General features: G+C 58.2%; 18 protein-coding genes. 4 read left to right on the top strand and 14 right to left on the bottom strand.

The annotated features are described in order from the left end of the window. The first annotated feature begins 162 nt into the window (after positions 1-162). On the top strand, positions 163-1,005 hold the full coding sequence (sseA, locus tag AC2CF9_RS13940) for a 3-mercaptopyruvate sulfurtransferase (RefSeq protein ID WP_150018156.1): 843 nt from the start codon (positions 163-165) through the stop codon (positions 1,003-1,005). 332 nt (positions 1,006-1,337) lie between these two features. Here the strand turns inward: sseA and sseB are convergent, their stop codons facing one another. The 5 genes from sseB to trmJ form a co-directional block, all read right to left on the bottom strand. Then, on the bottom strand, positions 1,338-2,105 hold the full coding sequence (sseB, locus tag AC2CF9_RS13935; RefSeq protein ID WP_150018155.1) for an enhanced serine sensitivity protein SseB: 768 nt from the start codon (positions 2,103-2,105) through the stop codon (positions 1,338-1,340). 51 nt (positions 2,106-2,156) lie between these two features. Further along, on the bottom strand, positions 2,157-3,443 hold the full coding sequence (pepB, locus tag AC2CF9_RS13930) for an aminopeptidase PepB (protein ID WP_484557275.1): 1,287 nt from the start codon (positions 3,441-3,443) through the stop codon (positions 2,157-2,159). 60 nt (positions 3,444-3,503) lie between these two features. Continuing rightward, entirely contained in the window at positions 3,504-4,673 is a 1,170-nt protein-coding gene (locus AC2CF9_RS13925; RefSeq protein WP_150018153.1) for an IscS subfamily cysteine desulfurase, read from the bottom strand. Between the two features lie 178 nt (positions 4,674-4,851). Then, complete coding sequence (iscR, locus tag AC2CF9_RS13920; RefSeq protein WP_039379638.1) at positions 4,852-5,349, bottom strand: Fe-S cluster assembly transcriptional regulator IscR; 498 nt, start codon at positions 5,347-5,349, stop codon at positions 4,852-4,854. A gap of 140 nt (positions 5,350-5,489) precedes the next feature. Next, on the bottom strand, positions 5,490-6,233 hold the full coding sequence (gene trmJ, locus AC2CF9_RS13915) for a tRNA (cytosine(32)/uridine(32)-2'-O)-methyltransferase TrmJ (RefSeq protein WP_039385614.1): 744 nt from the start codon (positions 6,231-6,233) through the stop codon (positions 5,490-5,492). Between the two features lie 121 nt (positions 6,234-6,354). Between trmJ and suhB the strand changes: the two genes are divergently transcribed. Next, on the top strand, positions 6,355-7,158 hold the full coding sequence (gene suhB, locus AC2CF9_RS13910; RefSeq protein WP_484557274.1) for an inositol-1-monophosphatase: 804 nt from the start codon (positions 6,355-6,357) through the stop codon (positions 7,156-7,158). Positions 7,159-7,202: 44 nt separating this feature from the next. Here suhB and AC2CF9_RS13905 read toward each other — a convergent pair whose 3' ends face one another. The 3 genes from AC2CF9_RS13905 to AC2CF9_RS13895 form a co-directional block, all read right to left on the bottom strand. After that, positions 7,203-8,216, bottom strand: coding sequence for a hypothetical protein (locus AC2CF9_RS13905; protein ID WP_484557273.1), 1,014 nt, complete (start codon positions 8,214-8,216; stop codon positions 7,203-7,205). 192 nt (positions 8,217-8,408) lie between these two features. Then, entirely contained in the window at positions 8,409-9,386 is a 978-nt protein-coding gene (locus tag AC2CF9_RS13900; protein WP_484557272.1) for a nickel/cobalt transporter, read from the bottom strand. Next, the gene (locus tag AC2CF9_RS13895) at positions 9,377-10,003 is read right to left on the bottom strand and encodes a DUF1007 family protein (protein ID WP_484557271.1); all 627 of its coding nucleotides are present in this window, start codon (positions 10,001-10,003) and stop codon (positions 9,377-9,379) included. Before AC2CF9_RS13895 ends, AC2CF9_RS13900 begins: the two co-directional genes overlap by 10 nt. A gap of 157 nt (positions 10,004-10,160) precedes the next feature. Between AC2CF9_RS13895 and csiE the strand changes: the two genes are divergently transcribed. After that, positions 10,161-11,429 carry a stationary phase inducible protein CsiE gene (csiE, locus tag AC2CF9_RS13890; RefSeq protein ID WP_150018198.1) on the top strand — a complete coding sequence of 423 codons (1,269 nt, stop codon included), beginning with the start codon at positions 10,161-10,163 and terminating at the stop codon, positions 11,427-11,429. Here csiE and AC2CF9_RS13885 read toward each other — a convergent pair. Both AC2CF9_RS13885 and glyA read right to left on the bottom strand, forming a co-directional pair. Further along, entirely contained in the window at positions 11,411-12,559 is a 1,149-nt protein-coding gene (locus AC2CF9_RS13885) for a 3-phenylpropionate MFS transporter (RefSeq protein WP_484557270.1), read from the bottom strand. The two genes, csiE and AC2CF9_RS13885, sit on opposite strands and share 19 nt — an antisense overlap. Positions 12,560-12,724: 165 nt before the next feature. Beyond that, positions 12,725-13,978: a serine hydroxymethyltransferase gene (gene glyA / locus AC2CF9_RS13880; protein ID WP_150018149.1), complete on the bottom strand. Its 1,254-nt coding sequence runs from the start codon at positions 13,976-13,978 to the stop codon at positions 12,725-12,727. Between the two features lie 323 nt (positions 13,979-14,301). Here glyA and hmpA point away from each other — a divergent pair, with 323 nt between their 5' ends. After that, positions 14,302-15,486 carry an NO-inducible flavohemoprotein gene (gene hmpA, locus AC2CF9_RS13875; RefSeq protein ID WP_484557269.1) on the top strand — a complete coding sequence of 395 codons (1,185 nt, stop codon included), beginning with the start codon at positions 14,302-14,304 and terminating at the stop codon, positions 15,484-15,486. Positions 15,487-15,544: 58 nt separating this feature from the next. Here hmpA and glnB read toward each other — a convergent pair whose 3' ends face one another. The 4 genes from glnB to AC2CF9_RS13855 form a co-directional block, all read right to left on the bottom strand. Next, positions 15,545-15,883, bottom strand: a complete 339-nt coding sequence (gene glnB / locus AC2CF9_RS13870; RefSeq protein ID WP_007886217.1) for a nitrogen regulatory protein P-II — start codon at positions 15,881-15,883, stop codon at positions 15,545-15,547. Between the two features lie 81 nt (positions 15,884-15,964). Continuing rightward, positions 15,965-17,296, bottom strand: coding sequence for a two-component system response regulator GlrR (glrR, locus tag AC2CF9_RS13865; RefSeq protein WP_484557268.1), 1,332 nt, complete (start codon positions 17,294-17,296; stop codon positions 15,965-15,967). Continuing rightward, positions 17,293-17,964: a two-component system QseEF-associated lipoprotein QseG gene (qseG, locus tag AC2CF9_RS13860; RefSeq protein WP_150018146.1), complete on the bottom strand. Its 672-nt coding sequence runs from the start codon at positions 17,962-17,964 to the stop codon at positions 17,293-17,295. Before qseG ends, glrR begins: the two co-directional genes overlap by 4 nt. Beyond that, entirely contained in the window at positions 17,961-19,391 is a 1,431-nt protein-coding gene (locus AC2CF9_RS13855) for a sensor histidine kinase (RefSeq protein ID WP_484557267.1), read from the bottom strand. Before AC2CF9_RS13855 ends, qseG begins: the two co-directional genes overlap by 4 nt. Between the last annotated feature and the right edge of the window lie 348 nt (positions 19,392-19,739).

Below are 19,739 nucleotides of genomic sequence, written 5' to 3'. Positions count from 1 at the left end.
CGCACCTGCCGCGGGTTTACTCCCGGTGCCACAGGCCGGATATCTTCAGCAGAACAGATGCTGCATTTTCATCCCGTGGCGCTCACTTTAGCCATTGCGGGCTTGAGATAGCCTGCACATTCCCGGAGACTGGCCTTTTCCCTGATAAGAGAGAAGATGGCAATGACGGCTCCCCTGTTTGTATCTGCTGAGTGGCTGCATGAGCACTACGGTGATGAAGAAGTACAGGTGCTGGATGCGCGCATGGTTCCGCCGGGTCAGGATGCAGTGCGCGATGTCACCGCAGAGTATCTGGCCAGTCACCTGCCGCAGGCAGCTTTCTTTAATATTGAAGCGCTTTCCGATCACACCAGCCCTTACCCGCATATGATGCCCCGCCCGGAGAGTTTTGCTGTCGCAATGCGCGAGCTGGGGGTGATGCAGGATAAGCATCTGATTGTGTATGACGAGGGCAATCTCTTTTCTGCCCCGCGCGCCTGGTGGATGCTGCGCACCTTTGGCTGTCAGCGCATCTCCATTCTGGCCGGCGGTCTGCAGGGCTGGAAAGCCGCAGGTTTTACCACCGCAGACGGCCCGGTGACGCTGCCGGAAGGTGACTTCGCGGCACACTTCGACAGCAGTCAGGTGAAGCGACTGAACGATGTACTGCTGCTCAGTCATGAAGGGGGCGCGCAAATTGTGGACGCGCGCGCAGCAAACCGCTTTAACGCTGAGGTGGATGAGCCGCGTCCCGGCCTGCTGCGCGGACATATTCCGCACAGTCTGAATCTGCCGTGGAACAGTCTGGTAGAAAACGGCGCGCTGAAACCCGCCGCCGAACTGCGTCAGCAGTTTGCGCAGGCAGGGGTGGCGCTGGATAAGCCCATCGTTGCCAGCTGCGGCTCGGGCGTAACGGCGGTGGTGCTGATTCTGGCGCTGACGGCGCTGGGCGTTCGCGACGCAACGCTCTATGACGGCTCCTGGGGCGAATGGGGCAGCCGCGACGATTTACCGATCGAAAAATAGTCACCCGCCTGAAACCAGGGCGCCATTAATGGCACCCCTACGGCAAATTTTGCACTTGACGCGCCCCGCCGGATCCGTAACCGCCTGAAACCAGGGCGCCATTAATGGCGCCCCTACGGGATCCGTACCCGCCCGGAACCAGGGCGCCATTAATGGCGCCCCTACGGCAAATTTTGCACTTGACGCGCTCCGCCGGATCCGTACCCGCCCGGAACCAGGGCGCCATTAATGGCGCCCCTACAGAAAATTTTGCACCCATCCCCCGTAGGGGGCGCATTAATGCGCCCCGCGTTACGCGCGGGCCAGGGGCCATACACATCAACCTGCGGGGATTAAATGATGCGCTGGCTGCCTTTAAAATCGCGCAGGAAACTGCCCCAGCGCCGCTCATAAAATGGCGTGATATGCGCGGTAAAAAAATGGCTGACGCCCTGCTGTCCGGCATCCACCTCGCAGATATCAACAGGCGCATCATCGGTCAGCGTATCGGTCGCCACGCTGCCTGCGGCCTGAATAATCTCATCGATATCACTGTCAGCTTCGATACCAATCAGCAGATTAGGCGCGTCGTTCACGCTTTCACGCAGGCTGGCAATGTAGGCGCGGCGCACCTGTTTATATTTAGCAAACAGCTGGGTCAGGGAGTCGATCATCTGTGCCGGCGGCTCAGCCACCTCTGACAGCAGCAGCGCGTGGCCGCCCTCCAGCACCGTCTGCTGGCTCAGCGCACTTCCCTCTTCACCCAGCAGATGCGCGATTTCACCCGGCGTAAACTCTTTACCAGCCGGTAACTTCGGATTCAGAAACAGCGCTTCACCCAGCGTCATCTCAAACAGCGTACGTGCCGGCAGGCGCAGCCACGGTTGTTCATCCGCTATCGCCTCGCGCATAGCCTTCTCAGAGCTGAAGAACGGGATCACGCTGCCGCCCCCCTCTTTCTCCCAGTGCTGTAACTCGACGGGCGAGGTCGCGTTAAACTGTTCAGCCGGGCTTTCGCCTGGCACCCAGACATCTGCGGCCAGCAACAGCTGAAAAAACTCCGGGCGATGTGCCGGTTCGGTGGCCGCCAGCTTCAGCACCTCTTCAAGACGATTACTCATGCGTGTTTCATTCCAAAAAAGCGGGCAGGAGATAGCCTGCCCGAAGCGGGATTATTTCAGTAACAGGTTGGCAAGGGTACGCACGCCGAGGCCGGTTGCGCCCGCTGACCACTGATCCACCGCGCTTTTGCGGTAGGTGGCGGAGCAGTCGATATGCAGCCAGCCCTGCTGATATTTTTCAACAAACCACGAGAGAAAGGCGGCCGCGCTGCTGGCGCCGGCGGCGTGAGCCGGGCTGGCGATGTTGTTGAGATCGGCAAAATTTGACGGCAGATGGCTGCGGTGAAACTCCGCCAGCGGCAGACGCCAGAACGCTTCATTTTCGCCGGTGGCGCTGCCCAGCAGCGACTCAGCCAGCACATCGTCGAAGGTAAACAGCGCGTGATAATCATTGCCAAGCGCCGTTTTGGCTGCGCCGGTCAGCGTGGCCGCATCAATCAGCAGCTCCGGCTGCTGCGCGCTGGCGTCAATCAGGCCATCCGCCAGCACCAGACGCCCTTCCGCATCGGTATTCATCACCTCAACGGTTTTACCGTTGCGGTAGCGGATGATATCGCCAAGACGGAATGCGTTGCCGCTGACCATGTTATCGGCGCAGCAGAGATAGAGTTTTACGCGCTTCGTCAGCCCGCGGGCAATCGCCAGCGCCAGCGCGCCGGTGACGGTCGCCGCCCCGCCCATATCGGACTTCATCGAGTCCATAAATGCGCTCTGCTTCAGGCTGTAGCCACCGGTATCAAAGGTGATCCCTTTACCGACCAGACAGGCGTAAACCGGTGCATCTGCGTCACCGGTCGGGTTGAAGTCGAGCGCCAGCAGCACCGGCACGCGCGATGAGCCACGCCCAACGGTATGGATACCGCTGTACCCCTGCTCGCGCAGATCCTCGCCTTTGGTGATGCGATAGCTGACGGCATCGCCACCCGCGTCTCTGATCAGATCGATAGCGCTGTGCGCCAGCTGTTCCGGACTCAGGTCTTCCGCGGGCAGGTTAATGGTATCGCGCACCCAGTCAATAATCTGCAGACGACGATCGAATTCAGCGCGATCGCTGTCGCTGAGCGCCGGCCATTCCACCTGGTGCGCGCCTTTCGGGCTGCGATAGCCCTGCCAGAATGCCCAGCACTTTTCCAGATCCCAGTCGTCACCGCACAGCGCAACGTGACGGATCCCCTGGCTGTCGAGCTTACGCGCCGCGCGCTGAATCGTCAGCAGCGCATCACTGCCCGTAAGGTGCAGCGTCATACCACTCTCGCTGCTGCTCAGCAGGGCTTTTTCGCCCCAGCGCGCATCAGCAGGCTGCGTGCTGAGCGTAATATTCATCGGTTGTGTTGTCATCGCGTCGCTCCGTTTACGTTTGGTCTCATTCCACGCCAGACCGGCGCGGAGTGGCATGGATCAGCGGGCGGCTGCCGGGGCAACGGCCCGCATCCGGCTGACAGCTTTATTGACCAGCGCAATCGCGTAGTCAATCTCCTCCTGCGTGGTGAAACGCCCCAGCGAAAAGCGCAGCGAACTGTAGGCCAGCTCCGGCTCAACGCCCATGGCGCGCAGCACATAGGAAGGTTCCAGACTTGCCGAGGTACAGGCTGAGCCGGATGAAAGCGCCAGATCTTTCAGCGCCATAATCAGTGATTCACCCTCAACCTGCGCAAAGCTGACGTTGAGGATATTTGGCGCGCTGTGCATCAGCGAGCCGTTGAGCTGTACGCCGCTCAGCTGGCTGATACCCTGCCAGAGCCGCTGACGCAGCGTGGCGAGTCGCGTCATCTCTTCTGCCATCACCTCGCCTGCCAGCGCATAGGCTTCACCCATACCGACAATCTGATGCACCGGCAGCGTTCCGGAACGCATACCGCGCTCGTGTCCGCCGCCGTGCATCTGCGCGTCAATCTTTACCTGCGGCTTGCGGCGTACCCAGAGCGCACCAATGCCTTTCGGTCCGTAGAGCTTATGCGCCGAGAATGACATCAGATCCACCGGCAGCGTGCTGACGTCAAGCGGCAGCTTGCCCACGCTCTGCGTGGCATCCACGTGGAACAAAATGTCACGCGCGTGACAGAGGGCGCCCAGCGCCGCAATATCCTGGATGACACCCGTTTCGTTGTTCACGTGCATCAGCGACACCAGCACGGTATCGTCGCGCAGCGCGGCAGCCAGCATATCCGGCGTGACAATACCGTCGCTGCCGGGCGTCAGCCAGGTCACATCAAACCCTTCGCGCGCCAGCTGCAGGCAGCTATCGAGTACCGCTTTGTGTTCCGTCTGGCTGGTAATGATATGCCGTCCGCGCGCCTGACGGGCGTGTGCTGCCCCTTTAATGGCAAGGTTATCCGCTTCGGTCGCGCCGGAAGTGAAAACTATTTCGCGCGGATCGGCGTTAACCAGCGCCGCAATCTGGTTGCGGGCAACATCCACGGCCTCTTCAGCCTGCCAGCCAAAGCGGTGGGAACGGGATGCGGGATTACCGAAGGTGCCATCCAGCGTCAGACACTGCATCATTCTGCTGGCGACCCGTGGATCCACAGGCGTGGTCGCTGCGTAATCCAGATAGATCGGTAATTTCATGGCGCTGTAACTCCGTAAAATAAAACACAGGTCTTTATAGCATGATTCAGCCTGCAGAGAGTAAACCGGTCATGCGGCCGGTGACGGGAGCGCTAACAGCACAAAGCCCCGGGGGCTTAATCGCTAAGCGCCCGGGGCTTTGTAAAAGTCAGTCTTCAGTCAGGCAATACGTTTGCGATCAGGCACGCAGATTAACGTTGATGGTTTCCTGCACGCGGTGCTGCTGAAAACGACGGTTATCCACGCTGTTCTGACGATCGGCAACATCCAGGATTTCCTGATTATTCACCAGCTCAGCCAGCGTAATATTGTTCAGGAAATCGCTGATGCGCTCGCTGAGATCGCGCCACAGAACGTGAGTCAGGCAGCGTTCGCCACCCTGACAGCCCTCTTTACCCTGACATTTGGTCGCATCCACCGACTCATCTACCGCGGTGATCACCGCACCTACCGCGATAGCATTGGCATCTTTGCCCAGCAGATAACCGCCACCCGGCCCGCGCACGCTGGCAACCAGGCCGTGCTTACGCAGACGCGAGAACAGCTGTTCCAGATAGGAGAGTGAAATCCCCTGACGCTCGGAAATATCCGCCAGCGGTACCGGCCCCTCATGCGAATGCAGGGCTACGTCCAGCATAGCGGTAACGGCATAGCGTCCTTTGGATGTCAGTCTCATAGCGTAAAACCTCGTCGGCATCCGCCCTTAATCAGGCGGGTTATCGGTGGAATGTCAGTCAGCGCAGTCTGCCATTCCCGAGTATTTTGGTCAACTATTTAACTGAGTAATTTACTCAACTATTTAACCTGACGTTTTACTCAACTATTACCCTTGTCGCCTTTGGGTTTTTCAAAGGAGGAGAGCATACCGCGCAGAATATTCAGCTCATCGCGTTCCGGACGGGCGCGCGTATAGAGGCGGCGCAGTTTGCTCATCACCTGGCTCGGCGTGCCGGTACGGATAAAGCCGCTCTCCAGCATCATCTGTTCGATATGCTGATAAAAGCGCTCCAGATCGTCCACCAGCGGATAAGGTGAGGCTTCATATTCCGGCTGCGGAGCCGCTTTTTCCTGCGCATCCAGCCACGCCATACGCACTTCATAAGCGATGATCTGCACCGCCATCGCCAGATTCAGCGAGCTGTACTCCGGATTAGCCTGAATAGCTACGTGATAATGGCACTTCTGCAGCTCATCGTTGGTCAGTCCGACGCGCTCACGACCAAACACCAGCGCGACCGGTGCCTGCTGCCCCTCTTCCACACTCTTGATGCCGCACTCGCGTGAATTCAGCATCGGCCATGGCAGCGACCGTGAACGGGCGCTGGTGCCGACCACCAGGCTGCAGCCGGCAATCGCCTCATCCAGCGTATCAACAATGCGGGCGTTGCCGATAACGTCGCTGGCACCCGCCGCAAGAGAGATCGCCTGCGAGTCAGGTTTAACCAGCGGATTCACCAGATAAAGGTTGCTTAACCCCATGGTTTTCATGGCGCGGGCAACAGAACCCATGTTGCCGGTATGGGACGTTTCAACCAGTACAATTCGGATATTTTGCAGCATAATTATGAGCGGGTGAGAAAATGATGGCGCGTATCCTAACATAAATGCAGGACATTTGCTGAACACGCTGCTATACTCCGCGCCGTTTTCCCCGTTCTTTAACATCCAGCGAGAGATACCGATGCATCCGATGCTCAACATCGCCGTGCGCGCAGCGCGCAAGGCCGGAAATTTAATTGCCAAAAATTACGAAACCCCGGACGCTGTCGAAGCCAGCCAGAAAGGCAGCAACGACTTCGTGACCAATGTTGACCGTGACGCAGAAAGCCTGATTATCGAAGTCATTCGTAAATCTTACCCACAACATACCATCATCACCGAAGAGAGCGGTGAGCTGGCGGGTGAGGATCAGGATATTCAATGGGTAATCGATCCGCTGGATGGCACCACCAACTTCATCAAACGTCTGCCACACTTCTCCGTCTCTATTGCCGTGCGCATTAAAGGCCGCACTGAAGTGGCTGTGGTTTACGATCCAATGCGTAATGAACTCTTCACCGCCGTACGCGGTCAGGGCGCACAGCTGAATGGCTATCGTCTGCGCGGCAGCAGCGCCCGCGATCTGGATGGCACCATCCTGGCGACCGGCTTCCCGTTCAAGGTTAAGCAGCACGCGACACCATACATCAATATTGTTGGCAAACTGTTTACCCAGTGCGCAGACTTCCGCCGCAGCGGTTCAGCCGCGCTGGATCTGGCTTATGTCGCAGCCGGCCGCGTGGATGGCTATTTCGAAATTGGCCTGAAGCCGTGGGATTTTGCAGCGGGTGAGCTGCTGGTACGTGAGGCTGGCGGTCTGGTCACTGACTTCACCGGCAACCACGGTTATCTGCACTCAGGTAACATCGTAGCCGGTAACCCGCGCGTCGTGAAAGCCATGCTGGCTAGCATGCGCGATGAGCTGAGCGAAGCGCTGAAGCGCTAAGCAAAAAAAGGCGGCCCGCGGGCCGCCTTTTTTAATGGTACTGATTAGCGACGTTCGTGCGTTAACACCTGACGCGGCTGAGTGCGGCGACCTACACCACCCAGAATCGCTGCCAGTACAGCTTCGATAATCAGCATGATGAAGGTGAACCAGCTCGCTTTCGCCGTAGCAGCGGCAGCCTGTTCTGCTGCTTCACGTGCTTTCTGCTCCGCTTCCTGCTTCAGCTGCTGATACTTCTGCATCGCCTGCTGATAGCTCTGCTCTGCCTGGTTAACAATCTGTTCCGCTTCCTGGTCACTCTTACCGGTACGCGCTTTGATAATATTTTTCAGCGCATCGCGGTCAGCAGCCTGCAGCGTATCAGAATGACGGCTCAGCACGCCTTTAAACCAGTTACTCAAATCAGCATCCGCGTTCTGCGGATTTTGTGCCGTATTTTTTGCCTGGTTCTCAGCGTTGTTCGCTTCGTTATTTGCATCCTGCTGCAGATTTTCTGGCTGTAATTCCGGCTTGCCGGTCTGGCGCAGCGTGGTCTCCAGCTCATTCTGCAGATCGTCGAGGTTAATATTATTTTCCTGCAGCTTCTCTTTCGCCATATTAGTCAGCGAAGGCGCAACAGAAGAAATACCATTACCCAGCGCGTTTACACCCGAACCCAGAATATTAAAGGCGCCGCCAATAATACCGCTCGCCAGTGAGAAAGCCAGCCACAGAGTAATAAGCGTACTGACACCAAACATCAGTAAACCGTGCAGTGCGCCTTCACGCTGAGCCAGACGGCCGGCGATATAACTCCCTACCGCCATCGCAACCAGCATGCTGGCACCGGTCCAGATCAGCGCGCCAGTACCAAGATGTTCCAGAGGATTTTGCTCCTGCTGTGGATCAATGGTCGTAGCACCAATTGCCGTACCCAATACTCCCAGTAATATATGAACAATCAGCGCAGCAATAACACCTGCAAATATTGCGCTCCATGAAATGCGTTTTAACGGTAGTCCCGCATGGGTATCGGTCACGGTCTCCGTGATGCCATTATGAGTCCGGATTTCAGGCATGGTATTCTCCTCGCAAAAAACGACGACTGATAAAAAGTTTATTTTAAAAAAGTTAATTCTCAGCTGATGTCATTTAGCGTAGACAGAGAATGCTATTTACACCAGAGGCGCACAGCAGGATATTTTTCTCTGATGGCAGAAAATTAAACATCCGGCAGATTCCGCGTGGCCGGATGTTTATCATAAGCCCGGTTAAAAGGGGCGCAGGCCATTGCTGGCAGCGGGGAGTGCACTCTGCCACAGAAGCGCGCCGGCCAGTATCAGCGCAATCGCCCCCAGCAGCATGAGCAGCGCCATCACTACCGCGGTCCGTTTTTGATCGGCTGCTGAACGGCTCAATCTCGCTGCCAGCACACGTGAACGCTGAACCACAACGCCCAGCAGCGACACCGTCAGTGCGGTTCCCAGCGCCATTGCCAGCGCAGCAGCCACGCCCCACAGATAAACATCAATCACTTTAGCGAATAGCAGCATCATCAGCGCCCCGGAACAGGGGCGCAGACCCATGGAGAGGACCAGCAGCAGCTGAGTCCTGAAGCTCACCGCGTGCGCCAGCTGATGCGCATCCGGTACATGCGTATGGCCACATGCGCAGGATGCGTCATGGTGATGCTGCGCATATATTGTCCGGATCTGCCAGCCCGCTGCCGGATGCAGGGCTGCCCGCAGCGATTTCACGGCGCGCCAGCCCAGCCAGCAGCCCAGCGCGATAACCAGCAGGTAGCTCCCCTTTTCCAGCCAGTAGCTGCTGAGATGGAGCTGGCGCGATGAGGTCTGCAGTACCACCAGCATCAGCGTGACCAGGGCAACGGCTACCCCGCCCTGCAGCAGCGCAGCCAGCAGAGTCAGACGAATGCTGGTGCGCAACTGCGCAGGGTGCGTCGCTAAAAAAGTGGCGATCACGACTTTGCCATGCCCCGGTCCCAGCGCGTGCAGGACGCCATACGCCAGGCTCAGCAGCAGCAGCGTTATCCCCGGCTGGCGCGGCTGTGCCGCAACCTGCTGCAGCAGCTGTGTCAGGGAATGGTTAAGCGCTTTTTGCCACAGCACGCTCTGTAACAGGATGTGCGGCCAGGTGTGCCAGAGCAGCATTGCGGTCAGCAGCAGCAACAGCCCGGCGGCGGGCAGCGGCCAGCGACGCCGCATGGGGAGCGGAATATTCAGCGACATATCAGCGTCACCGTCTGGGCAAACTGGCGGCCCAAATCCATATCTTCCGGCGGCGCGTCAGCTTTATCCAGCGACAGCGCATACTGCTGCAGCGACGCGTCCGGCTGTGGAGTTGTGAGCTTCAGCTGGCAGTGCGCCTTTAGGTTCTCATCCATGGCAATATCCTGTGAGGTCTCATACTGCATATCAACAAAATAGCTGGGATCAAACGTCAGCATACGGTAACGCTTCCCGGCCAGCGGCTGCGGCTCGCTCAGCGGCACAATAAATTCGAGCACGGCCTTGTGTCCGCTACGCGACAAATTGTACTCCTGCGGCAGATTAAGAAATTTTATCCGCGTTTTCTCCTGCCACAGCTCGGTAAAATAGTGCTGACCCAGCACGTTAGCCATCACCTGGGCCGCCAGCTTTTTCCATACCACGTCGCCTGGTCTGGCCTGACCGGCATCATAAAGCAGGTCGGCGGAGGTGATTTCGTCCATCGTCCAGACCATTTTTATGCCGGTCAGCCGATCGTTCTGGCTTTTCAGCTCTGCTTTCATCGTAATAAAACTGTGCGGATGGCATGCAGCCGCAGCGGAGAAAAACAGCGTAACCAGTAAAAGCGCAATTTTCATATGTTATAAAGTAACAATTTATAAGGTAAAGGTTTACGTGGTCCGAAAAAACTGTGACCCGCCCTGAAGCTCTGAGTAAAAGTCTGCACTGATAGCGTAATTTCAGCGCGATATTGGCTATTCTTAGCTGAAAAATGAGCTGCGGATAAAATACGTGATGAGTTTTGCGCCTGCTACAGCACCGCTCTTCAGCCGTTCCCAGCGACGTTGCCATCTGTTACTGCTGTTATTTCTGCCCGCTCCCGCCCTGACGCTCGATAAACTGTGCCAGCTGAACGGCGTTGATCCTGCGGTTGCCCGTCAGGATATCGCGGATGTGGGCGATGAGATACAGCGCTTTCATCAGCTGGAACTGCATCAGATGGTGGATGGCAGCTTTCGCATTCACGGCACGGAACTGGACAGAAGACTCTGCCTGATCCACTGGCTGCGACGCGCGCTGCGCCTGTCGCAGGCGTTTGTCTGCGACCATTTTGTTCCCGCACTGCGTCAGCGACTCAAAGTTCTGCAGATCGAAAAAGCGCTGTGGGATGAGATCAACCTGCAGGCGCTGATCCAGCACTGCAGCCTGCGGCTGATGCGCAATTTCTCTCCGCGCGACCAGCTTTTTCTGCTTATTTTTATGAAGTATGCCCTTTGCCAGCGTCAGGCGGCGCTGTTCAGCGAGCGGCAGCGCAGCTGGCTGGCAGAGAAAGCGGAGCGTGCCGCAGCAGACGATGTCATTCACCACTGGCAGAAACGCTGTCATCTGATGCCCGATGCCAGCGAAACTGATTTCTGGACGCTGCTCTTTAGTCTGATTCATGCGCCTGACGCCACTCAGCTGAGCGCGCCACAGGCGCACCGGTTGATGAGTGCCACAGAAGCGTTGATTGCGCGTTTTGAACAGCTGGCAAAAACGCGCATCCGCAACCAGCATGAGCTGAAGCTCCAGCTCTATACCCATCTGGCGCAGGCGCTGGACCGCAGCCATTTCTCCATTGGCATCGATAATAGCGTGGCGCTGGATGTGGCGCGGCTCTATCCGCGGCTGATGCGCACTACCGAGCGCGCGCTGTACCATTTCAGCAGCGACTTTGGCACGCAGTTCAGCGCGGAAGAGACCAGCCTGGTGGCGGTGCTGTTTGGTGCCTGGATGATGCAGGAGAGCGCACTGCAGGAGAAGCAGGTACTGCTGCTCACCGGCGTCGACGCCGCGCTGGAGCAGCTGCTGGAGCAGCAGCTGCGCGACATGACGCTGCTGCCGATCAATATAACCTATCAGGATATGCTGCACTTCCAGCGCGAGGGCGCACCGCGCGATGTGGCGCTGGTGGTTACCCCCTATGCTATTTCGCTGCCGCTCTTTTCGCCGCCGCTGATCCACGCAGAACTGCCGTTAAGCGATCATCAGCAGCAGCGTATTCTTCAGCTGCTGGACGCCTGAGCCGCAGGACGCAGGAACAGCGCCGGCAGCGCCACCAGCGCCATGACCCAGAAGAGATGCCCCTGCAGATGGGCAAACAGGACGCCGCAGATCATGGTCATCACGGCAATCCCGCCCCCCATCGCCAGCGCCGAGTAGAGCGACTGCAGGCGAATCACCTCGGTGCCTTTGCGTGCAGCGATAAAGCGCATCGCCGCCAGGTGACAAATGGTAAAACTGCCGCAGTGCAAAATCTGTGCGACAACCAGCAGCGGCAGCGCGGTCGTGGCGCCGAGCAGCGTCCAGCGCAGCAGCGCGCAGACGCCGGAAAGCAGCAGCAGATCGCGTGCGCTCCAGCGTCTGAACAGCCGGTTGCTGAGGGCAAAGATTACGATCTCCGCCACCACGCCGAGCGACCACAGATACCCCACTACGGAGGCGGAGTAGCCCGCCTGCTGCCACCAGATGGCACTGAAACTATAGTAGGCGGCATGCGCGCCCTGCAGCAGCGTAACGCAGCTCATAAAACGCCAGACGCTCTTTTCCCGCAGTAGATCGCGCCACGCCGCCCAGCCGCCGCTGGCGCCCTGTCGCGCCTCCCCCTGCGCACGCGTCTGCGGTGGCAGCAGCATTCCACTCAGCATGGCCACTACGCCCAGACTCAGCAGCAGCAAAACCGCCTGATAAGAGTAAGCGCTGACCAGCATGCCGGTGAGCGCCGAGCTGATGACAAACGCCAGCGATCCCCAGAGCCGCACCGGACCGTAGGCCAGCCCAATCTGGCGCGTCCAGGTTGCCGCCAGCGCGTCGCTCAGCGGCACCAGCGGAGAGAAAAAGAGATTGAACCCCACCATGACCAGCAGCAGCCAGAGCCACTGACCGCCGAACCAGAAGCCGAGGGCGAACAGTGCGGTCAGAAGCGCCAGCAGCCGCAGCGCGACAATCAGCTGAGCCGGATTTTTAACCTGCGAGGCGATAAGCAGGCTGCCGGCGAAGCGCGCGACCATGCCACAACCGAGCAGCAAGCCAATTTTTTCCGCATCGAGTCCGCTGCCCTGCAGCCAGACGCTCCAGAAAGGTAAATAGATGCCGTAGCAAAAAAAGTAGGTGAAATAGCTCAGTCCCAGCCATCTGGCTGATGCGATGGTCATGCTCTCTCCTGTGGCGCGCGCCACTGCCTGCGGTTTGGGCGCTACTTTGGCAAAGCACCGGCCAAAAAGAAACCCGCAGAGCGGATCAATCGTGCGCTAAGCAGCGGAAAATACGCCAATAAAAAAGGATGGCCGGAGCCATCCTTTTTTATCAGCTAAAACCTGTCAGGCATAAACGGGCAGACGGGCACAGATATCGAGCACTTTCTGTTTGGTGCGTTCGATGGTGGCTTCGTCATTCACGTTATCCAGCACGTCGGCGATCCAGCCAGCCAGTTCACGCACGTCTGCTTCTTTGAAGCCGCGACGGGTTACCGCTGGTGTACCGATACGCACGCCAGAAGTCACAAACGGGCTTTTCGGATCGTTTGGCACGCTGTTTTTGTTCACAGTGATATTTGCACGTCCCAGCGCGGCATCCGCTTCTTTACCGGTCAGGCCTTTGCTCACCAGATCGATCAGGAACAGATGGTTATACGTACCGCCGGAAACGATGTTGTAACCGCGCTCCAGCAGGACTTCAACCATCGCTTTAGCGTTTTTAGCCACCTGCTGCTGATAGGTTTTGAACTCCGGCTCCATCGCCTCTTTGAAAGCCACGGCTTTACCGGCGATGACGTGCATCAGCGGGCCGCCCTGGCCGCCAGGGAAGACAGCTGAGTTGAGCTTCTTATACAGTTCCTCATCTCCGCCCTGCGCCAGAATCAGGCCGCCACGCGGACCCGCCAGCGTTTTATGCGTCGTCGTGGTCACGATATGCGCGTGCGGAACCGGGTTAGGATAGACATCAGCTGCCACCAGACCTGCCACGTGAGCCATATCCACAAACAGCCAGGCGCCGATGCTGTCAGCGATTTCACGCATTTTTGCCCAGTCGCAGACGCCAGAGTAGGCAGAAAAGCCGCCGATGATCATTTTTGGCTTATGCGTCTGTGCCAGCTCGGCCAATTCGTCATAGTTAATTTTGCCGGTTTCATCGATGCCGTAAGGGATGACGTTGTAGAGTTTTCCGGAGAGATTGACCGGTGAACCGTGGGTCAGGTGACCACCGTGTGCCAGATTCATGCCCAGAATGGTATCACCCGGCTGCAGCAGCGCGGTGTAAACAGCGAAGTTTGCCTGCGAACCAGAGTGAGGCTGAACGTTGGCAAAATCTGCACCAAACAGCGCTTTTGCGCGGTCGATTGCCAGCTGCTCAACGATATCAACATATTCACAACCGCCGTAGTAGCGCTTGCCCGGATAGCCTTCCGCGTATTTATTGGTGAGCTGTGAACCTTGCGCCTGCATAACGCGCGGGCTGGTATAGTTTTCTGAAGCGATCAGTTCAATGTGCTCTTCCTGACGCACTTTCTCCTGCTCCATAGCCTGCCACAAATCGGCATCATAATCGGCAATGTTCATATCACGCTTTAACATCCGCATCTCCTGACTCAGCAACTTTAACGGCAATTTAAGCCCCCGCTTAGGGGCGAAGGCCAACAGTGTAAACGGTTTTGCCAGGGGACGATAGCGCCAGGGCGCTCTTTTTACGCAAACGATTGGCATACCGCTGGAACGCCTTTTTTACGCTTCAGCTGCACGCAGAAAAAAGACATGGATTGACGGACGGTAAGCGTAAACCGCCCGGAATGCGTACCCGGTTCGCGCTAAAAGCCGCTGCTGCCGGTTTACAGCCGGACGTGCGCGGCATAAGATGCATTTAAAATACATCTTTTAAATTATCCGCTGAGGAACACACCATGCTCGACGCTCAGACTATCGCGACCATTAAATCTTCCGTGCCCGCTATTGCAAAAATGGGACCCGCTCTTACCGGCTGTTTTTACCACAAACTGCTGAACGATCATCCTGAACTGAAAAATGTGTTTAACATGAACAATCAGCGCAGCGGCGATCAGCGTGAAGCCCTGTTTAATGCGATTTGCGCTTACGCCACCCATCTGGAGGATTTACCAGCGCTGCTGCCGGCGGTCGAGAAAATTGCGCAGAAGCACGCCAGCCTGAATATCCGGCCTGAACAGTATGATCTGGTAGGCGCCACGCTGCTGGCCACCATCAAAGAACAGCTCAATCCGGGCGATGAGGTACTTACGGCCTGGGGTAAAGCGTATGCGCTGCTGGCGCAGGTCTTTATTGAGCGTGAAGAAGCTATCTATCAGGCATCTGAGCAGAAGAGCGGTGGCTGGCGCGGCCTGCGTGACTTTCGTATCCGCCGCATCACGCCGGAAAGCAGCGTGATTACCAGTCTGGAGCTGGTTCCCAATGACGGGCAGCCGGTGGCCGGTTTTCTGCCGGGGCAATATCTGACGCTCAGCCTGCGTCTGACAGAAAACGGGTTTATGCAGCATCGCCAGTACTCGCTGACGCACGCGCCTGACGGCAAAGCCTACCGTATTGCTGTCAAACGTGAAGCGCACGGCACCGTGTCGGGCTGGCTGCACGACTGCGCCCGGGTGGGAAATATTGTGCAGTGCAGCGCGCCGGCGGGTGACGTCGTGCTGCAGACCACACCAGCGACGCCGGTGACGCTGATCTCAGCGGGCGTCGGCCAGACGCCGATGTTAGCGATGCTCGCAGTGCTGGCGCAGCAGCAGCATCCGGCAGCTGTGACCTGGCTGCACGCGGCTGAAAATGGCGCGCAGCACGCCTTTGCGCGGGAAGTTGCCGCGCTGGGCGCCACCCTGCCGCACTTTCGCAGCCACGTCTGGTATCGCCAGCCTGCCAGCGACGATGCCGGCCGGTATGATGCAGCGGGCGTAATGGATCTGGCCTGCGTGTCAGCGGAGCTGAACCAGCCGGACCGCGCGTTCTGGCTCTGCGGGCCGCTGCCGTTTATGCAGTTTGTCGCTCGCCAGCTGCTGGATGCAGGCGTCGATACCGCACGCATTCACTATGAGGTTTTTGGCCCGCACAAAGTGCTGTAACTGCGGCAATAAAAAAGCCTGCGGCAGGCAGGCTTTTACTGTGGCGCCGGACAGAGGATTAAATCGCCTCCTCATCCTCTTCGCCGGTGCGGATACGCACCACGCGCGCCACGTCAAATACGAAAATTTTACCGTCGCCGATTTTGCCGGTCTGCGCCGTTTTCATGATGGTTTCCACGCAGGTATCGACGATGTCATCCCCGACAACCATCTCGATTTTTACCTTGGGCAGAAAATCGACCATATATTCGGCACCACGATAGAGCTCGGTGTGACCTTTCTGGCGTCCAAACCCTTTAACTTCGCTCACCGTCATCCCGGTGATGCCGACTTCCGCCAGCGCTTCACGCACATCATCAAGTTTGAATGGTTTAATAATTGCATCGATCTTTTTCATCGCAGATCCCTTTTTCGCTCCCTCCATGACGGACGGATAACAGAAAGTATATATCGCTAACGGCGCCTGTGGCGCGGCAAACTACTCTTTAAAGTCGCTGGCGTCCAGCTCATGACGAGACAGCAGCTTATAGAACTCGGTACGGTTACGTCCAGCAAGACGCGCAGCGTGAGTAACGTTGCCTTTGGTCATCTGCAGCAGCTTGCGCAGATAGTTCAGCTCAAACTGGTTGCGCGCTTCCGCAAAGGTAGGCAGCGCGGTGTTCTCGCCCGACAGCGCCTGCTCTACCAGCGCTTCACCAATCACGGGTGCAACGCTCAGCGCAACGCACTGCTCAATGACGTTAACCAGCTGACGGACATTACCCGGCCAGCTGGCGCTGACCAGCCGCTTCATTGCACCGGCAGAGAAGCTGCGGACGAATGGCTTGTGGCGTCCGGCGGCCTGACGCAGTAAATGGTTAGCCAGCAGCGGAATATCTTCAGCACGCTCGTGCAGCGCCGGAAGTTTAAGATTCACCACATTGAGCCGGTAGTAGAGATCTTCCCGAAAACTCTTTTTCTCCATCGCTTTTGGCAGGTCGCGATGGGTGGCAGAAAGGATACGTACGTTGATCTCCACATCCCGGTTACTGCCCAGCGGACGCACTTTGCGCTCCTGCAGCACGCGCAGCAGTTTGATCTGCAGCGCCGGAGGCATATCGCCAATCTCATCCAGAAACAGCGTGCCGCCCTCTGCTGCCTGAAATAATCCTTCGCGCGCGCTGACCGCGCCGGTAAATGCGCCGCGCGCGTGGCCAAACAGCTCTGACTCCAGCAGCTGCTCCGGCAGTGCGCCGCAGTTAATGGCGATAAAGGGTTTTGCCGCGCGCGGACTGGCAGCATGGATTGCCTGTGCCAGCACCTCTTTCCCGGTGCCGCTCTGACCGTTAATCAGTATGGAGACGTCCGACTGCGCCACCATATGCGCCTGCTCCAGCAGCCGCTGCATCAGGGGATTCCGGGTGACAATCGCTTCGCGCCACCGGTCGTCACTGACCGGTGCACGCAGCGCCAGCGCCTCATCGATCGCTTTATACAGCGCATCGCGATCCACGGGCTTGGTGAGAAAGCTGAATACCCCCTGCTGCGTGGCAGAAACCGCATCGGGTATGGAGCCGTGCGCGGTCAGGATAATAACCGGCAGCCCGGCGTGACGCCGCTGAATTTCGCCAAACAGCGCCAGCCCGTCCATCTCATCCATACGCAGATCGCTGATGACCACATCCGCTGGCTCTTTCTGCAGCTGACGCAGCGCCTCAGCCCCGCTGGCGGCAGTAACGACCTGAAAACCTTCACTGCTGAGACGCATCCCGAGCAGCCTGAGCAGGCCAGGGTCATCATCTACCAGCAGTAAACGGGCACGTGCACTCATGGCTGCTCCTCCCGGCTTTCATCCCCGGCGTGCGGGCTGTCGCTGCTGTCCGGCGCTTTACGCGACGAAAGCTGGCGCTCTATGTCAGTCAGCCGCTCCAGTTTGCGCTGGGTTTCGTTCAGCGCCTGGTGCAGCCGGGCCTGCTGATGGCGCAGGGCATCCAGTTCGCTATCGTGACTCTGCTGCAGCGCGCTGTAGCGGCTGCGCGCCTCGCTCAGCTCCAGCTGTGCAGCCTGGTTACTGCGCCACAGCTGGATCAGCGGACGCACCGTTGCGGGAAAGTCTGCGCTGTAGCTGTCGAGCGTGGCGATATACTGACGGCGCTCAACCGGCGTAACGTTACCGTTCGCCAGCAGAATGCCCTGCTTGAAGGCGCGCGCCCAGCTCTGCACCGGCCAGCGGCGGGCCTCCGCGCGGGCTTCCGCCGCCGAAAACCGTTCGCTGCAGTCAATCGCTCGCTGCCAGTAAAGCGGATTGTTTACCGCCGCTGCGGTTTCAGCAGGCCATACGTTCTGGCAAGCGGTGGTAAGGTAGTCCGGCAGCCGGGTATCGGGTTCTGTGACGCTGATATGCTCACGCTGGGGCATGGGCACCGCATGAGGCTGGCAGGCGCTCACGCCGCTCAAAATAAGTACGCTCAGAAGAGCTTGTCTGATAAGGCGTTTCATAGTTCAGGTTTCCTGGCACCGGCGGGTAAAATAATGCGGAAACAGACATCTGCCTCTTTGTGACTGACCAGCTGCAGGTCTCCCTGCATGCGACGCAGACAATCTTTTGCAATGCTCAGGCCCAGGCCGCTGCCTTTTACGGGCCCCTGCCGCTGCTGGCTGCCCTGATAGAAAGGTTCGAAGATCATCGCCTGCTCCTCTGGCGGAATCGGGGTACCGCTATTCGCCACGTCAATCCACACCCGGTCGCCTTTTTGCCGGCTGTGCAGCCAGATGTTACCGGATTCACGACCATAGTTCACGGCGTTCGAGTAGAGGTTATCGATAACGCGCTCCAGCAGCGTCGCTTCCGCCAGACAGCGGGTGGCCTGCAGATCAACGTGCGTTTTTATTCGCCGGGCGCTGGCAGGCAGCGAATGCACGTGGGTGACAGCCGCCACGATCGCATCCAGCGCGACCGGCTCCGGAGTAAGCGGCATCTCGTTCAGCTTGCGGTTGTAATCCAGCAGCTGCTCAATCAGGCGCTGCAGATGGCGACTGCTGCTGTCGAGAATAGCGACGATCTCCTGCTGCTCTGCGTTGAGCGGCCCGGCAATGCCATCGGCCAGCAGCTCTGTGCCTTCGCGCAGGCTGGCGAGCGGCGTTTTCAGCTCGTGTGAAAGATGACGTAAAAATTCATGTCGCTGCGCCTCCAGCCAGCTCAGCCGTTCGCTAAGCCAGGCAATACGCTGTCCCAGCGAGCGCAGCTCACGCGGTCCGCGAAAGCTGACGTTATTTTCCAGCGACTGCCCTTCCCCCAGCCGGTTGATCATCCGCTCCACGCGCTTTACCGGCCCGATAATCATGCCGGTAAACAGCAGCACCAGCATCAGCGTAACCAGGAACAGGATCAGCGCCTGCCAGCCAAAGAACTGACCGCGCTCGGCGATATCGCGCTGCAGCTGCAGCCCGCGGGAAAACACCACGTCGCGCGTCGCCTGCACCATACGCGCGTTAGCGTCAGAAAAGCGCTCCAGCGCGGCGGCACCGGATGCTGAAGGATTGCCGTTTTCGCAGGCGGCCGTGGCGAGCTGCGGCAGCGTACTGCGCAGCAGGGTAAACGTGGGCAGTTCCGGCAGGCTGGCCGCATGGCTGTTCAGCATCTGCCCGTAGCGGGTCCACTGGGTGGTATAGAGTCTGACCAGCGCAGCATCACCGAGTACGCAATATTGACGATAGCTGCGCTCAAGCTCCAGGGCGGTGCGGGCCATCGCCTCGCTGCGCCGCACGTCGGTAAAGGTGTTGCGATTGGTGTCTGCCGCCTGATTACTGAGCGCAGAGAGGCTTTCCCACGCCTGCCACGCCAGCACCAGCAGCGGCAGCAGCACCAGTAAAAAGGCCATCAGAACCAGTTGTCGCAGGGATCGGGGAAACGGACGCCATCTCATACTGCCGCGCTCTCGTAAAAAGTGTGCTGCAGGCATGCTAGCTAACTCTGGCGCGCTTAGAAAGCCGGAAATGCAAACGGCAGACCCGAAGGTCTGCCGCTCAGAAAAGGTGGAGCCTAACTCAACGTTACGTCCGGTGCTTGATAACGCTGCAATGCAGACGATTATCGGTCAGGTGGACGGCAGGCTCCGTTTGGTGCGTCATTCAGGGTTCTGTGAGCTCTGCCGTAAATTACGGGGCAATCACAGACAGGCGAATGAGCCACGTCCTGATTATAGCAACTATCGTGCCACTTTTTAAAACTCTTTATTTATCAGAGTGACGCCATAGCCGCGCTGCGCCCGGCA

Source organism: Pantoea sp. SYBGC1 (assembly GCF_057197005.1).
This window is presented reverse-complemented; position numbering and strand designations above follow the sequence as displayed.

Excerpts from the sequence above, each read along its gene's own strand:
- sseA (WP_150018156.1), top strand. The coding sequence starts at position 163 with ATGACGGCTCCCCTGTTTGTATCTGCTGAGTGGCTGCATGAGCACTAC.
- sseB (WP_150018155.1), bottom strand. The coding sequence starts at position 2,105 with ATGAGTAATCGTCTTGAAGAGGTGCTGAAGCTGGCGGCCACCGAACCG.
- pepB (WP_484557275.1), bottom strand. The coding sequence starts at position 3,443 with ATGACAACACAACCGATGAATATTACGCTCAGCACGCAGCCTGCTGAT.
- AC2CF9_RS13925 (WP_150018153.1), bottom strand. The coding sequence starts at position 4,673 with ATGAAATTACCGATCTATCTGGATTACGCAGCGACCACGCCTGTGGAT.
- iscR (WP_039379638.1), bottom strand. The coding sequence starts at position 5,349 with ATGAGACTGACATCCAAAGGACGCTATGCCGTTACCGCTATGCTGGAC.
- trmJ (WP_039385614.1), bottom strand. The coding sequence starts at position 6,233 with ATGCTGCAAAATATCCGAATTGTACTGGTTGAAACGTCCCATACCGGC.
- suhB (WP_484557274.1), top strand. The coding sequence starts at position 6,355 with ATGCATCCGATGCTCAACATCGCCGTGCGCGCAGCGCGCAAGGCCGGA.
- AC2CF9_RS13905 (WP_484557273.1), bottom strand. The coding sequence starts at position 8,216 with ATGCCTGAAATCCGGACTCATAATGGCATCACGGAGACCGTGACCGAT.
- AC2CF9_RS13900 (WP_484557272.1), bottom strand. The coding sequence starts at position 9,386 with ATGTCGCTGAATATTCCGCTCCCCATGCGGCGTCGCTGGCCGCTGCCC.
- AC2CF9_RS13895 (WP_484557271.1), bottom strand. The coding sequence starts at position 10,003 with ATGAAAATTGCGCTTTTACTGGTTACGCTGTTTTTCTCCGCTGCGGCT.
- csiE (WP_150018198.1), top strand. The coding sequence starts at position 10,161 with ATGAGTTTTGCGCCTGCTACAGCACCGCTCTTCAGCCGTTCCCAGCGA.
- AC2CF9_RS13885 (WP_484557270.1), bottom strand. The coding sequence starts at position 12,559 with ATGACCATCGCATCAGCCAGATGGCTGGGACTGAGCTATTTCACCTAC.
- glyA (WP_150018149.1), bottom strand. The coding sequence starts at position 13,978 with ATGTTAAAGCGTGATATGAACATTGCCGATTATGATGCCGATTTGTGG.
- hmpA (WP_484557269.1), top strand. The coding sequence starts at position 14,302 with ATGCTCGACGCTCAGACTATCGCGACCATTAAATCTTCCGTGCCCGCT.
- glnB (WP_007886217.1), bottom strand. The coding sequence starts at position 15,883 with ATGAAAAAGATCGATGCAATTATTAAACCATTCAAACTTGATGATGTG.
- glrR (WP_484557268.1), bottom strand. The coding sequence starts at position 17,296 with ATGAGTGCACGTGCCCGTTTACTGCTGGTAGATGATGACCCTGGCCTG.
- qseG (WP_150018146.1), bottom strand. The coding sequence starts at position 17,964 with ATGAAACGCCTTATCAGACAAGCTCTTCTGAGCGTACTTATTTTGAGC.
- AC2CF9_RS13855 (WP_484557267.1), bottom strand. The coding sequence starts at position 19,391 with ATGAGATGGCGTCCGTTTCCCCGATCCCTGCGACAACTGGTTCTGATG.